At 42.7% G+C, this 15,368-nt stretch carries 12 protein-coding genes and 1 pseudogene; 6 read left to right on the top strand and 7 right to left on the bottom strand.

The window, feature by feature from the left end:
• Positions 1 to 162 precede the first annotated feature (162 nt).
• Positions 163 to 2,055 carry a TRAP transporter permease gene (locus L2764_RS07580; protein WP_248939617.1) on the top strand — a complete coding sequence of 631 codons (1,893 nt, stop codon included), beginning with the start codon at positions 163 to 165 and terminating at the stop codon, positions 2,053 to 2,055.
• Positions 2,056 to 2,303: 248 nt separating this feature from the next.
• Complete coding sequence (locus L2764_RS07575; protein ID WP_248939616.1) at positions 2,304 to 2,627, top strand: hypothetical protein; 324 nt, start codon at positions 2,304 to 2,306, stop codon at positions 2,625 to 2,627.
• 133 nt (positions 2,628 to 2,760) lie between these two features.
• Here L2764_RS07575 and lolE read toward each other — a convergent pair whose 3' ends face one another.
• The 3 genes from lolE to L2764_RS07560 form a co-directional block, all read right to left on the bottom strand.
• Entirely contained in the window at positions 2,761 to 4,017 is a 1,257-nt protein-coding gene (gene lolE, locus L2764_RS07570; RefSeq protein ID WP_248939615.1) for a lipoprotein-releasing ABC transporter permease subunit LolE, read from the bottom strand.
• Entirely contained in the window at positions 4,014 to 4,748 is a 735-nt protein-coding gene (lolD, locus tag L2764_RS07565; RefSeq protein ID WP_248939614.1) for a lipoprotein-releasing ABC transporter ATP-binding protein LolD, read from the bottom strand. The genes lolE and lolD overlap by 4 nt, the downstream gene beginning before the upstream one ends.
• Before the next feature lie 65 nt (positions 4,749 to 4,813).
• On the bottom strand, positions 4,814 to 6,046 hold the full coding sequence (locus tag L2764_RS07560) for a lipoprotein-releasing ABC transporter permease subunit (RefSeq protein WP_248939613.1): 1,233 nt from the start codon (positions 6,044 to 6,046) through the stop codon (positions 4,814 to 4,816).
• A 93-nt stretch (positions 6,047 to 6,139) separates the two neighbouring features.
• Between L2764_RS07560 and L2764_RS07555 the strand changes: the two genes are divergently transcribed.
• From L2764_RS07555 to L2764_RS07545, 3 genes are all read left to right on the top strand, one after another.
• Positions 6,140 to 6,787, top strand: coding sequence for a hypothetical protein (locus L2764_RS07555; protein WP_248939612.1), 648 nt, complete (start codon positions 6,140 to 6,142; stop codon positions 6,785 to 6,787).
• A 427-nt stretch (positions 6,788 to 7,214) separates the two neighbouring features.
• Positions 7,215 to 10,688 carry a transcription-repair coupling factor gene (gene mfd / locus L2764_RS07550; RefSeq protein ID WP_248939611.1) on the top strand — a complete coding sequence of 1,158 codons (3,474 nt, stop codon included), beginning with the start codon at positions 7,215 to 7,217 and terminating at the stop codon, positions 10,686 to 10,688.
• A gap of 2 nt (positions 10,689 to 10,690) precedes the next feature.
• Complete coding sequence (locus tag L2764_RS07545; protein ID WP_248939610.1) at positions 10,691 to 11,635, top strand: peptidoglycan binding protein CsiV; 945 nt, start codon at positions 10,691 to 10,693, stop codon at positions 11,633 to 11,635.
• Between the two features lie 492 nt (positions 11,636 to 12,127).
• Here the strand turns inward: L2764_RS07545 and L2764_RS07540 are convergent.
• Positions 12,128 to 12,331: pseudogene (locus L2764_RS07540) on the bottom strand (transposase); the annotation flags it as partial.
• Positions 12,332 to 12,583: 252 nt separating this feature from the next.
• Here L2764_RS07540 and L2764_RS07535 point away from each other — a divergent pair.
• Positions 12,584 to 13,138: a hypothetical protein gene (locus tag L2764_RS07535; protein WP_248939609.1), complete on the top strand. Its 555-nt coding sequence runs from the start codon at positions 12,584 to 12,586 to the stop codon at positions 13,136 to 13,138.
• 108 nt (positions 13,139 to 13,246) lie between these two features.
• Here the strand turns inward: L2764_RS07535 and L2764_RS07530 are convergent, their stop codons facing one another.
• The 3 genes from L2764_RS07530 to L2764_RS07520 all read right to left on the bottom strand — a co-directional run bounded on the left by L2764_RS07530 (position 13,247) and on the right by L2764_RS07520 (position 15,249).
• On the bottom strand, positions 13,247 to 13,780 hold the full coding sequence (locus tag L2764_RS07530; RefSeq protein ID WP_248939608.1) for a transposase: 534 nt from the start codon (positions 13,778 to 13,780) through the stop codon (positions 13,247 to 13,249).
• The gene (locus L2764_RS07525; protein ID WP_248939607.1) at positions 13,765 to 14,154 is read right to left on the bottom strand and encodes a transposase zinc-binding domain-containing protein; all 390 of its coding nucleotides are present in this window, start codon (positions 14,152 to 14,154) and stop codon (positions 13,765 to 13,767) included. The genes L2764_RS07530 and L2764_RS07525 overlap by 16 nt, the downstream gene beginning before the upstream one ends.
• Positions 14,155 to 14,601: 447 nt before the next feature.
• Entirely contained in the window at positions 14,602 to 15,249 is a 648-nt protein-coding gene (locus L2764_RS07520) for an SDR family NAD(P)-dependent oxidoreductase (protein ID WP_312018345.1), read from the bottom strand.
• Positions 15,250 to 15,368: the final 119 nt, after the last annotated feature.

Here is a 15,368-nt window from a genome sequence, read left to right as displayed (position 1 = left end):
CGGCTTAATAGCCCAAGTTTAAATGACATGACTTAAGCTCACATATTGAATTCAAAAACCTGCTCACGCCTTATGGTGATATAGGGCTTATGATCTAATCGAGTTTTTCTTCATCTTATTCATTGATAAAACTCGACTCTTAATCCCATTTCGGAGAGAAGTATGTCCAAACATGCTCTAACAGGCCGCTACTTAACCGACAAGTTAATGCAGTTTGCCAGTCTTATCGCCATTTTGTTATCGGTATTTCAGATCTGGCAAGGGGTCACCGCCGATTTATCGGCCACCAGCTTCAGACCCGCTCACCTAAGTTGGGTCCTAATACTGGTCTTCTTAGTGTATCCCTCAATAAAATATGAGCATTCTCCTCGCTTTTATCCCTTAGGGCGTGTTGTCGACCTCATTTTAGTAGCTTTAGTCATCTGGAGTGGCTGGGATATCATTACTTTTGACTATGATGATATGAGCTTTTTATTTGATGGACTTAATTTACAAGATCGTATCGCCGGCGGCCTGTTAATATTATTACTGCTAGAGGCGACTCGCCGCACCGTCGGCATGGTCATGACTGGCATTGGGATTTTCTTCCTTGCTTATGCCATGTTTGGTGATTTACTGCCCTCTGTTGTCGCCAGTAAGAGCTTTTCATTAGAAGAAATTATTCGCTTTCATATCTTTTCAACCAATGGTGTTTTTGGTGCTCCCTTAGCCATAGCCGCTGGAGTGGTCTTTATTTTCGTTTTATTTGGTGCTTTCTTACAAGTCTGCGGCGCAGGGCAGTTTTTCATTGATTGCGCCTTTGCCATAGCCGGAAAATATCAAGGAGGCCCAGCAAAAGCGAGCGTACTGGCCTCAGCAGCATTGGGCTCTATTTCCGGCTCAGCCATTGCCAATACGGTTACAACGGGGGCACTGACTATCCCCATGATGAAAAAATTAGGTTATAAACCTGAAGAAGCTGCAGGTATTGAAGCCGCCGCCTCTACTGGTGGACAAATTATGCCACCAGTGATGGGGGCTGGTGCCTTTGTCATGGCCCAATTTACAGGCATCGCCTACAGCGATATTTTATTAGTCTCGATTGCGCCTGCCATTTTATATTTTGCCTGCACGTTACTCTATGTGCATTTAATGGCCTGTAAACTTAACCTTAAGGGGATGGATAGTATTGAGCAAATCCGCACTGTTCTGGCAAAAGGCTGGCACTTTTTAATCCCCTTAATCTTCATCACGACGTTACTCGTCCTCAGTTATTCTCCGGTTTGGGTGGGTATTGCAGGTTGCGCCGCAGTGATCATTTCAGCCATGTGCCGAAAAGTCACTCGCATCAAGCTCAGTACTTTCTTTTTAGGAATGAAACAAGGTGCATTGCAGGCATTACCGATTTCAGTGGCATGTGGCACGGCGGGTATTGTCGTCGGTGTCGTCGGCCAAACAGGGATTGGATTACAATTTACCCAGTTTTTGATGGTGCTTTCCGGTGGTTACTTATGGTCAGTGTTGGCACTCATCGCCATTGCCGCGGTAATCTTAGGCATGGGGCTCCCTGTGACTGCTGCCTATATTGTTTTATCCATTATGGCGGTGCCCTCATTAACCGATCTTGGCGTAGGGTTACTCACCGCGCATATGATTGTGTTTTGGCTATCTCAAACCTCTAATGTCACCCCGCCGATTGCACTTGCCGCTTTTGCCGGTGCCGCCATTGCAAAAGCTTCCCCCATGAAGTCAGCCATTCAAGCCTTTAAGCTCGCCCAAGGATTTTTCCTTATTCCAGCGATGATGGCTTTCTCAGGACTTATTTTTTATGGTGAGGTATCATTAACCGACTTTATCTTTGCCATCATAATGACACTCATACTGATCTTCGGCTTTGCAGCAAGTATTGAAGGTTTCTTTTTTCATCGACTCGTTATTTGGCAGCGCTTACTTTTATTGGGTGGCTGTTTAGCGGTTTTATTGACTCACGATACGACTCGGCTTATCGGTATGGGCGTTATTATCATACTGTTGATACAGAACTATTTTGCTCACAAAAAAATACAACCAACATAACTCTAATGGATCCCTTAAGATCCATTTTTAAAGCTGCATCAATAAGCCCCTAATAAAATACAATGGATTAACGATAATTTAAGATTAAATTAGTCCATTGCTTTTTATGAAAAAAATGACTAGAACAAAAAACTCATTCATAAAGTATTACAAACAAAGGAGCATCAAAAAGCCATATTCAGGATTCATTCAGCTTTAAAAGTGCAACCTAACTCTCAACCACCATAAGGTTAAATAGGTCAGATATCATGGTTAAGAGTAAAGTATTCACTGCAAAGAAAATGAATTATCGTCATCATTCATTGGCAGACTCGGCACTTTTAAAGCCCAGAAAAAAGACCTTATTAGCGCGAGCTAAACTTAGCCTAAAAATATCGTATTGGTTAAGTTATCTCACCCCTTTGCTATTGTTTATCGCCTTCTTCATTTCCTTATATGTCGCAGTATTGATTGGGGCTAAGCTCGCTTACTTTGCCCCCTTCCCCCTTAATGATGACTCAGCTTGGATGGGAAGCGTACAAAGCTCAGAAACGATTGTCCCTAAAATGATACCCAGCCCCTTTGAGAGTTAACTTTTGATATTTTAACTTGGATGCGACTTCAAGCGACTTAAAATCAACGGGAAATAGAACCCGCACTAACGACAATCAGCTTATCCCCCCAAACGTGCTCAGGATGCTTAGGGGCCGATAAGGGTGACTGAAGTTACCACCCCGCAAGTGCGCGAGCCGGTTGCGTTTTGCTGGCTTTCCAAGCGGGGTAAAGGGTTGCAATCAGGCTCATCAATAATGCCAGTGAAACCACCATCACCACATCACTCAGTTCTAATTTTGAGGGGAGAAAATCAATAAAGTACACATCGGCAGATAACAATTGAATCCCCAATAAATCTTCAATCCCTTTAGCTAGTTGACTTAAATTCAGTGCAATCAAACAGCCAAATAGCGCACCAATACCACATCCTAATAGCCCATTTAGCGCCCCTTGCACTACAAAAATGCCCATCACAGACAATTTTTTCATTCCCATAGTGAGTAGAATCGCAATCTCAGACTGTTTATCTCGCACGGCCATCACTAAGGTTGATACGATATTAAAGCAGGCGACCGCAATCACCAAAGCAAGCACCAGATACATTATCATTCTCACCATTTGGATATCAGAATATAAATTCCCTTGAGTACGCGTCCAATCATTGATATATAAATACTGCTTTTGACTATAACCTAACTCTCTGATTAAACGAGGTGCTTCAAAGACTTTCTCCACTTTGATCCGAACCCCTGTGACTTCATCACCTAAGCCTAAAAGCTGACTCGCATACGCCATCGGGATATAAGCTGTCGTTAAGTCGAGTTCTCCCCCAATAGAAAAAATACCTGACACCACAAAACGATGGCTTTTGGCTCGACTAATTTGTCCGTTTTGAGGTTTATTGCCTAACTCTGGTGTATATAAACTTAAGGACTGACCCACTTTTAGGTCCAAGGCCTTTGCAAGCCCCTTTCCTAACACAATATTATTACTGTTAGCTTGCGTTAGACTGTGCCAACTTTGTGCTGACATAAATTCAGCAATACTCGATACCTTCGACTCTAATTGGGGGTCAACACCAATCACTGACACCCCTTGAAAACCTCTTGGCTTTTGTACCAAACCCTGAATTTGTACAAACGGGGCTGCTGCGATAATACCGGGGATCGCGCTTGCCTCTTCGACGATATGTGGCCAATCACTGATCCCTGCATTCACGCCCGTTAACTCCCCATGGGGCACAACCGCCAATAATCTTTGTTCTAATTCACGTTCAAAGCCATTCATGGCCGATAAGACAATAATCAATACGGCAACACCGAGTGCAATGCCTGCCGTGGATGCAAATGAAATAAAGCTAATAAAACGATTAGATTGCCGAGCAAGATAAAATCGCCAACCAATCCATACGGCTAAACTTCTTCTCATGCGTCTTTACCTGTATGAATATGGGCTTGAGTATCCGGCGTACCTGTCGTTAACGGCATTAAATATCCATCTTTCATATGCAATTGCCTATCCATACGCGCAGCCAATTGCAGATCATGGGTCACTACCACAAAAGCGGTCCCTAATTGCAATGACAACTCTTTGATCAATTCGTAAACGGTATCACCGCTTTTGACATCTAAATTTCCTGTCGGCTCATCGGCTAACACTAACTTAGGTTTATTGATCAGCGCTCTGGCGATAGCCACTCTTTGACGCTCTCCTCCCGACATTTCAGCGGGAATATGCTCCAATCTATGCGCCAATCCCACTCGCGTTAATAACGCTTTGGCGTCTTCTATGACAAGTTTACGATTTCGCCCCGCAATAAATCCCGGCATCGCGACATTCTCGAGCGCTGAAAACTCAGGTAACAAATGATGAAATTGATAAATAAAACCCAAATCTTTATTGCGTATAATCGCTTGGCGTCCATTAGATAACGCATATAAATCTTCACCGTCCAGTGACACCTTGCCTTCACTCGGGCGATCAAGAGTCCCCATGATATGTAATAAAGTACTTTTACCCGAGCCTGAGCTCCCCACAATGGCCAGCTGCTCGCCTTTAAAGACTTGTAAGTCCACATTGTGCAACACTTTTGTCTCTAACCGACCTTCGGTATACACCTTACTCACCTGATTGACTTCTAATAATATTTCTTGCTTCATTAATGGACTCATTATTTGTCGCTCATCAGCGAGTTTCTTTTCACTTGATTGAAAGTAGAAATACTTTATTCATATCTCAATGCATTTGCAGGATCGACACTCGAGGCTCTCATTGCAGGATAAATCGTGGCCGCTAAACTCACCACTAAGGTACCCACAATAATGGTCATCAATTGATCCGTTTCTAATAACACGGGTAAACTTTGCCCTGCGCCCAAAATAGATAAGCCTAAAGCTTGGGTGATTTCATTTAAATAAGTGGTCAATAACACCCCCACCGCCAGCCCGCTGATCAAACCAATGACCGCATTGAGCGAGCCTTGAATCATGAAAATGCCCATGATATTACTTGTGGTTAAGCCTTGAGTTTTTAATACGGCCACATCGGTGGTTTTATCCACGACCATCATCACCAACGCCGATACAATATTAAAGGCTGCAACCGCAATGATCAGGCTTAACATCAGTGACATCATGTTTTTCTCCATTTTCACGGCACTGAATAAATCACCATAGGATTGTCGCCAATCGGTGGTTGAGACCTCAATACCTTGACTGGCAAATAAGGCTTTCACTTTGGGAGCCAGCTCAGCCGCACTAAAAGGATCGGTTAAATACAATCTCAATTGCTTCACCTCTCCCGGCGGTTGCCTCATCAAACGCTGCGCATCTTCATAATGGATATAAGCCAGACTGGCGTCCACTTGCGATCCCATTTCAAATACCCCCGCAAGGGTAAACTTTCGCTGACTCGGCATCGGCCCAAGAGGAGAATAAACCACACCATCACCACTTAATAAACGCACTTTATCTCCCGGAGAAACGTCAAGTAACCGTGCTAACTCGCCGCCCAAAAAAACGTTATATTGCTTCGATTTTAGCGCATCAAAGTTACCCGAGGACGTTCGCTTAGCAGCACTTAATAAATGATCTTCATATCCAGGATAAATGCCATAAACCTGAACCGCTCGAATATTATTCGCCGACTGCACCATCGCTTGGGTCGATACACTGGGCGTTGCCCCGATCACTCCTGGCAATGTTTTTAATTTCTCAATTTGCGCTTTCCAATCACTCAACGGAGCCTTAGCATGCACAGTAAGTTGAGGCACAGCGCCTAAAATACGTTGTTTTAATTGACCTTCTAGACCGTTCATCACAGAGCTTACGACAATCAGCGCAGCAACGCCCAGTAAGATCCCTGTGACAGAAAACACGGTGATAAATGAGGCAAAGCCATTGTTTTTTCTTGCTTTCCAATAACGAAAGCCAATGTATAAAGATAGTTTTAAATTCATGGACAATGTTGTACTTTTTCAGCACAGCCTTGCTAAATCATAGGGATAGGAACAATAATAGAGGGAATAGATATAAAAACAAGAGGCAATGCCTTGTTCATCGACTCAACGCCTTACTTTAGTGTCACTCACTCATTCCAAGTCTTTGTTGAAGCTTGGCCGCAAGAGACGCCTCTTCCCACAGAAACACAGCTCAACGCCCTTTTGCCTGTAGGGATGCAATTAATGAGCGATGTAAAAGCACTAGAAGCGGATTGCTTATTACAACTTAGACACTTGGATGATGATGCTAAAACTATAGTGGAGTACTTGAAACTGCAATCACGTAAAATCGATCTCGTATTACAGCATGTCCTTGCCCAAACACCGCACCCCGGCGAGGCGGTGAAAGGAGTCCGTTTTGGCGGCAGTGGCATCCATATATTAACGCCCACCCCCTTAACCCCCGATCAGCCATTCAAATTGACCTTGTATATGAAAGAAGAGTTCATTGCCATGATCTGTTTTGCTAAAGTCATCGATTCTACGCTGACCAATAAAATCAATATGCCAATAGAGACATTAGCACAAGCCTCTATTCATAATGATGATCCGCTATCACACAAAGAGCAAAACGAAGCACAGTACCTCACCGAATTACGCTTTAATGTCATTCAAGACAGCGACATTGAGCAACTGGTCAAAGCGAGCTTGAGCGTGCAACAAAAACAACTCAAATTGCGAAAGTTACACCCTTCGTAAACAAGTGACTTAAATGAGCAAACCCAAAGAGAGACATGGCAGCGCAATAACCAATGACTCGCCTCTCAGCTTAGGTCTAGCTTGGGTATATACCCAAGCTACTTGAAGATACCTGTTTTCAGAGTCCGTAAAAATGCGTAATTCAAGACGCATTATTGTAGGAATGCTTATTGCCTTTTAAGGTAATGCAACGCAGGGGTAGGTATTTTTACGGATTCCCAACGGCTGGTTTAAAAGCCTTTTATGCTGCGTTACTGAACATTAGCTTAGAATAACTAGGCACTCTGTTCAAAGTCTTGCCTACAAGACTTTTCATTCCAGCTGAACCCTGCATCTTCAAGAGTAGCTTGGGTATAGTATATTCAAGTGATTTGGGTATACTATGGCCATCTACTTCGTTGTCAATTGACTGGTTTATCTCGACTTCATGAAAGCATTCTCTATATTGACCCCACCAGGTGCCAAAACGGCCAATCAAGTGCAAACTCTGAGTACCTTAGCTGGCGCAGCACAGGCCATCACGATTGCGAATATCGCTCAGCGTTATACTGGACTCACCCTCGTCGTTACCCATGATACGCCCAGTGCATTAGCACTCGAAGCAGAGCTTAGCTATTTGTTTAAAGAGCAGGGTTTTCCTATTTGGTTATTTCCAGATAGAGAAACCTTGCCTTATGATGCTTTCTCGCCTCATCAAGATCTGGTCTCGCAACGACTTGCCACACTGTCACAACTGCCTCAGGCAAAACACGGACTCGTGATTGTCCCTATGGCAACGTTGATGGTACGTTTGCCCCCGCAACACTTTTTAAGTGGCAACGTATTAATGCTTAAAAAAGGCGATACCTATCGCTTAAGTGAAGTGAGGCAGCAGCTGGTTAATACTGGCTATCACTTGGTAGAACAAGTCTATGAACATGGTGAATTTGCCGTAAGAGGCGCCATTGTCGATATTTTCCCCATGGGTTCTGATAGGCCCTTTCGTATTGAATTGTTTGACGATGAAGTCGAGTCAATTCGTCACTTTGATCCTGAAACCCAGCGTTCAAGTGATGAAATTAAGGCTATTCGTTTATTGCCGGCCAAAGAGTTCCCTACCGATGACAGCGCCATTGAAGGGTTTAGACAACGTTATCGCCGCCACTTCGAGGTCTTAGTCAAAGAGCCCGGTTCTGTGTATCAAATGGTCAGCAAACGCACCCTACCCGCTGGCATAGAAAATTACCTGCCATTATTTTTTGATGATACCGCGAGCTTATTTGACTACTTACCCCGTCAAACACAACTGGTCAGCCTAGGCGATCTAGAACAAGCCGCCAAAAATCATTTAAAAGAAGTCCAAGTCCGCTATGAAGACAGGCGAGTCGATCCTCTGCGGCCGCTATTGCCGCCAAAAGATTTATACCTTTTAACGGAGCAAATTTTCTCTGCTTTTAAGCAAATGCCCCATTTACAACTTAAAACGGGGGATGTACCAGGCACCCATGTTAGCGCAAAAACAACGTCTCTCCCCGAGCTAACAGCCAATCATAAACTCAAACAACCGCTGAGTGCCCTGCAAGAATATGCTGCCACCAAAGCCCATTTATTATTTAGCGCCGAATCAGAAGGTCGCCGCCAAGCGATTATTGAACTGTTAAGTAAAATACAGATTAAACCGGTACTTTTTGATCATTTCGATGATTATTTAGCCGTGCCAGTCGCCGTTGCGTTAATTGTTTCCCCCTTGTCTCAAGGTTGTATTATTAGCCCACCGAAGGGCGCTGACTTTAGTTTAATTTGCGAAACGGAGCTTTTTGGTCATCGAATTTCTCAACATCGACGCAGAGAGAAACAAAAACAGATAAGCTCAGATGCATTAGTTAAAAATTTAGCAGAGCTGAAAGTCGGTCAACCTATTGTCCACCTCGATCATGGTGTGGCCCATTATCAAGGATTAGAAACCTTAGATACCGGTGGTCTGATTGCCGAATACCTAATACTTGAATATTCGGGGGGCGATAAACTCTACGTCCCTGTTGCTTCTTTACATCTGATCAGCCGCTACAGTGTCGGCCCAGATAAAGAAGCGACACTGAATAAACTGGGTAATGAGACATGGACCAAAGCTAAACGCAAAGCCATTGAAAAAATTCGCGATGTCGCTGCAGAGTTACTTGATATCTATGCTAAACGTCAAGCCCGTCCAGGCGATGCTTGCAAACTTGAAGCCGAAGAATACGCTCAATTTGTTAGCAGCTTTCCCTTTGAAGAAACGGTCGATCAAGAAACCGCTATTCAAGATGTGCTCGATGATATGTGCTCGCCTATCGCCATGGATAGACTCGTGTGTGGTGACGTCGGCTTTGGTAAAACTGAAGTGGCTATGCGCGCCGCCTTTGTCGCCATCAATGACGGTAAACAAGTGGCGATTTTGGTGCCAACCACCTTGCTCGCTCAGCAGCATTTTGAAAACTTTAGTGATCGTTTTGCCGATTGGCCCATTAAAGTGGAAGTATTATCGCGCTTTAAAACCCCGAAAGAGCAACAAATCGTCATGCAAGATTTAGCTTCGGGCAAAGTAGATGTGATCATAGGCACCCACAAACTACTTCAATCAGAGGCTAAATTTGAAAATTTAGGCTTACTTGTCATCGATGAAGAGCATCGATTCGGCGTCAGGCAAAAAGAAAAAATAAAAGCACTGCGCGCCAATGTGGATATTCTCACTCTCACAGCAACCCCTATTCCTCGCACCTTGAATATGGCCATGTCAGGCATGCGTGACTTATCGATTATTGCCACCCCGCCGGCGAAACGACTCGCCGTCAAAACCTTTATTCGTGAATATGATGATGCCACCATACGCGAGGCGTTATTACGTGAGATCCTCAGGGGCGGACAAGTTTACTTCTTGCATAATAGTGTTGAAACCATCGATCAGCGTGCGGCAGAAATTGCCGATTTACTGCCCGAAGCCCGGGTGGTGACAGCTCATGGACAAATGCGTGAACGTGAACTCGAAAAAGTGATGTCTGATTTCTATCATCAACGATTTAATGTTCTCGTGTGTACCACGATTATTGAAACCGGAATCGATGTTCCTTCAGCCAATACCATTGTGATGGAACGGGCCGATAAATTTGGTCTAGCCCAATTACATCAGCTGCGAGGCCGTGTGGGCCGCTCTCATCATCAAGCTTACGCTTATTTAATGACACCCCATACAAAACGCTTGACCAAAGATGCCCGCAAACGACTCGAAGCGATTAGCGCATTAGAAGATCTGGGCGCAGGCTTCATGCTCGCCACCCAAGATTTAGAAATTCGCGGCGCAGGCGAGCTATTAGGCGACGAGCAAAGTGGGCACATCTCTAAAATTGGCTTCAGTTTATACATGGAAATGCTTGACGATGCGGTCAAATCCCTTAAGCAAGGGAAAGAACCTTCACTTGAACATATGTTAAAACATCAAAGTGAAATCGAACTCAGGATCCCCGCATTATTACCTGATGATTATGTGGCTGATGTCAACATACGGTTATCGTTATATAAACGTATCGCCAATTGCAACAGTCAAAAAGCCCTTGATGAGTTAAAAGTCGAACTGATTGACCGTTTTGGTTTATTACCCGGTCCCGCTAAAAACCTGTTGGAGCTGAGCTTTTATAAGCATCAAGCCACTGAGTTTGGCATCAAGAAAATTGAGATGCATGCTAAAGGTGGCAGTCTCGAATTTAATGATGATCACAGCATCGATCCCCGCTTTATTATTGGTTTATTACAAGGGCAACCACAAATTTATCGAATGGATGGCCCAAGTAAGTTAAAATTCAATCTGCCGTCAGAGTCTTATCAAGACAGACTGGCACTGCTTAAATTGCTTTTAGAGCAATTATCCCAACATCGTCTTGGAGAATAAACGTGCGTCGACTCAGTCTTATTTTACTCAGCTTGCTTTCGGTGACCGTTCACGCCGAAGATGAACGTTGGTTTGAAGTTGAAATTTATATTTATCAACAAAATAGCCCTAGTGTTGAACAATGGCCAACACTAGTCGCCAAGCCCCATACTCAAAATACGGTAGACTTAATCGCCCCCGTCACCAGTACCGATATTCGATCTGTGAGAAACGGTTTAACCCGCTGTACCTCACAAGATTGGGCCACCAATAGCAATGACTGCAATGCACAATTGGCCACCAATGCCAATGTGAGCACACCGGCAAATTTACCCGTCGAAATTGCTGCATCCCAAACGGCAACGGCTTATATGGGTCAGGGACCCGTACTGCTCGCCAAAAGCCAAAGCCAGTTTGGCGATATTATGAAGAAAATTGCCCGGCGGCGGGGCAATACCAGCTTATTACATATGACATGGCAACAAGCCATGAAGCCCAGAAATCAGGCAACACCACTGCATATTTATGCCGGGCATGATTTTGAAGGAGCTTATGAATATGATGGTCAACCGATCAACATGGCCCAAGATAACGGTAACATTCCTCGCTTTGATTTTATGCAAGGCATGTATAATGACACCGCTAATGGCCCCGTTTGGCAACTGGATGGCACCTTAAATATTTATCTTAATCATTATTTGTATATTGAAGCGGCACTGAACTTGCGAGAAAAAGGCACTAAACAAGTGCTCATCACCAAAGATAGTTTAAGTGATACTGCTAAGGGTTATAACCTCGATAATAGCGCCACAGAAACAGAATCGACGCCCTATTTATATGCGATCCCGCTTAAACAAAATCGCCGCGTACGCAGTGGCGAAGTGCATTACTTTGACCACCCAAAAATGGGCATGATCATTCAAATTCGTAAAATGACCCAGCCCAGTACATTATCCTCTGGTTATTAGCTTATCAGGCAGAAAATCGCTGTTTTTGTATTAGTTAACTGACCTCCGGCAAAGCCGGAGGCTTATTTGGGTGACGCCCTAAAAGGGCTTAAGTCAGTGCCCAAGGCAGCCTTGATCCCTAGCAGTACTTTCGGACACTCGGCTAAGTGAGTCAAATCACTAACCGAGGTATAATATGATGATAAAGAAAATACGCAAGACCCACACAGATGAGTTGAACAAACAGCAAAAGATCAAGGCGAAAATATATCATAGAAAACCCCTCTGTCAGGATGAGATAGCCGAACTAATTCCATATTAGTTCCACAAAACGCACAAACAAATGGATTCACACCTGCTACTTCTCTAAAAAAATCTCTATATTTCAATCGACTAATGGCCCCTCCGCCAGCCGAAACGCACATAGTGCTATAATTATGCCGCGAGCAAGTGTTCCATAAAGACCTCATTCGGCGATTTATACCCGAGTGAGGCTCTCCCTCTTGTATTGAGGATGTTGTCCAGCTCAGGTGTCAGTTTGCCATTGCCTCTAAATGCATGACCATCATCATTTTCTGCTTCTTTTATCCAGCGGCCGAGTAGCTGAGGAGTAAGCTCTAAATTTCTAGCTGCTTCAGCAATACTGTAATTTTGCTCTCTTACCAGTGCAATGGCATCAAGCTTGAATTCTTTTGAATAGGATTTACGTGTTTTCATTTCAATCTCCAGTTAAATCAATTATGTCTTAACTGGGTTAGTCGTATCAATTAAACCACGTCACACCTTTGAAATCTATAATTGAAATGAGTGATGCTCTTCTACTTTGAACAAGAGATAATGGATCTTTATATGAATAAATTATGAAAGTTAATTAATTTAATTTATCATAGTTTTTATGTTTTTTGGTAGTCCGCTGAGTGACTAAAGTCTAATAATGTGGGAGGTAAATTCAATTAGGTAGATCATAGAATGACAAGTATCGGATCAATTTATAAGCCAGAACAGTTACAAAGTACTCCTTGTGAAATATCACAGGAAAAAATGATACAAATTAAGGCTAATCCATTAAAAAATTATGGAGTTATTGAGCGTTTATTTGATTCAATAAAAGATCGTTTTTGTGGAACTAATGAAGTGGAAGCTAAAGAAGCATTGCATACTTTAGCACTGGCTGATTATTTGTTTAGTAATCGAATGCCGTCAAGGGGGGCTGTTGGCGAATATCCAAACTTTGGTATTACACCTGAAAAAGTATGTTTGGCTTTTGATAAGTTACAAGAGCTGGCAGGTCAAAGCTTTAAAGCGGATTTCACTAAGGTTGAGCATGATACAAAACATTTTGGGGGGATGCTAACGACAAAATACAGTATTGGGTTAGATAATGGTAAGGAGGTGAGTTTTCGATTTGCGCCTGCTGAAAGTGCACCTGATGATGTAGTGATCCCTGATGATGAGGTAAATTTTTCCGATAAAAATGTCACTTTTCCCCCCACAATGACTGAAATTATTACAAATTATGCCTAGGGGACGTTGACAATTGGCCATGATTATCTGATTAATATACAATTTTTCTCTTTAAAGTTCATATGTCTCGTAGCCCCTCCGCCAGCCGAAACGCACATAGTGCTATAATTATGCCGCGAGCAAGTGTTCCATAAAGACCTCATTCGGCGATTCATACTCTCGCCGCTTACTGCTATATGACTGATAGTAATAACTAACATGCCCACCGCTAACACTGGTTATTTTTGACACACCGATTGGCGGTGAAGCTAAGTATTTAGTCAGGTATTTAAGTAAGCCTCGATAATTTTTCGTCGGGACTTTTTTATCATTTCCAGGGTGGACATAGAACCCTTTAGGATGCTTATCCCTGAGGCCTTTAATGATACCGTTTAGCTCTCCAACACGAGTCAACATGAATTCAAGTAGATGCGCTTGCCACTTCAATCTTAGCTTACTTAATGGTAAACGGTTGATTGGAACCCATTGATTTGTATCTGGGTTTAATCCTCCTTCAGCTAACAATATATGAAGATGAGGATTATAACTCCCATTACGACCATAGGTATGAATAAACACGATTTTAATCGTATCGCTGTGAAGTAACTCTTGAATAAGCGCCTCTAAGCATTCATGGCCCACACTCATTAACTCTGAATACAATGCCCCTTGCTGGGATAATTATAGAAAACACCTCTAAATTCACTCGGTAACGTTAACACCACCTGCCTATAGTTCACTCCAGGTAATAGCCGGCTGGCTATTTTTTCCATACTTTCACGTGAATAGCGTTTACCACATTGTAGGCAAGCTTTACCTTTGCAGCTAAAGTTCACTGTATGCAGCCCTTTACCACATGACAAACATTGATAAGTAGCAAACCCTAATGCTTCACTACCGCAATCCATCATCTTTTTAATTTCTGCATGGTAATACGGTTTATCGTATCTGCGGTGTTTTATTGTAAAGCTTATCCAATGAGTGGCGAAAATGGATTTAAACCGCAATAACTTATTTTTAATACCTTTAAGATTCATACCGCTAGATTAAAGTGTGTTGATAATTCAACCAACAGTGTAATGTCTTCAACAACAAAAGCCAAGAAAAAGCTTGAAACCTAGATATACCAAGCCTTCCAAGAAGAAATTCCTAGGTATAAAAATACAAAACAAGAACAGACAGGGCGATCAATACTAAAGAAACAAGTAATCCAATAGCACATTTTTTAGCAACAGAGTTCCATTTAACACACACTCCTCTTTATTATTTTTCTCCAACATCTACATCCTTTTACCTACATTATTTTTAATCTGCTAAAGACTCATTTTACTCCTATGTTTAATCGATATACTGACAAAAAACAATTTATATTGCAGCGTATCCTCTGCTTTGAGTTTACATCATTCACTACCGAAGATTAAACCTGCAGTTAATAACATTGATCATACGCAGTAGGAAAAACCATGACTTCGACCCTACTACTATTACTTGGGAAATGATCGTTCAAAAATATGTTCGACTCTTACTTTAAACTCTTGCTTTGTTTGTCTGTCGGTAAAAATATAAAATGCGCCCGCCTCTAGACCATCAAATAACACGTTAGCCGCCTCGACTGCTTCCATGCCTTGCTCCGTTTCTCTCTGGATAGCTTTAAGAAAGGCTTCAGATTCAAGTGCAACATATAAATCTTGCTGCTTGTGCGTTAAATGCCTATCCGAATGGGCCAAGTTTGATTTAACAAAGAAAGGGAAAAAAACCGCAGATTGAATCGATGCATCGATACGATGTAAATCTTTTTCTAATACTTCAGTAAAAGCTACAATCCCATGTTTAGCCATTTGATAACTGAATAAATGTGCCTCAGTCACCAAACCTAAATGTGATGAGACGGTAATGAAATACTGAGGTTTACTCTTATTACGGAGCATCAATGGAATAAAACCGCGGGCAATATTCACCGTCCCTTTAAGGTTAGTGTCTAACGTCCAGTTCACTTGCTCTGCTGGCACCTCCCAAACGGCCCCAAATGGACCTGAAACACCCGCACAATTAACAATAATATCAATTAGTTCATACTTTCCCTGCCATTCTTGTGCAAGCCTATCCACCACATTTTCATCACTGACATCTATCGTAATAATGTAACCGTCCGAGCAAGTACATCTTCAACCGTGTTCATCGATCCCTTATGTTAACCCCTGACTATGATATCAGGAGTTAATATGACTAAGCGTTCTCATGAAGAGTGGGT

This window comes from Shewanella surugensis (assembly GCF_023284005.1).
Taxonomy (GTDB): domain Bacteria; phylum Pseudomonadota; class Gammaproteobacteria; order Enterobacterales; family Shewanellaceae; genus Shewanella; species Shewanella surugensis.
The sequence above is the reverse complement of the archived record's forward strand: the minus strand, read 5'-3'. Positions and strand labels throughout refer to the sequence as shown.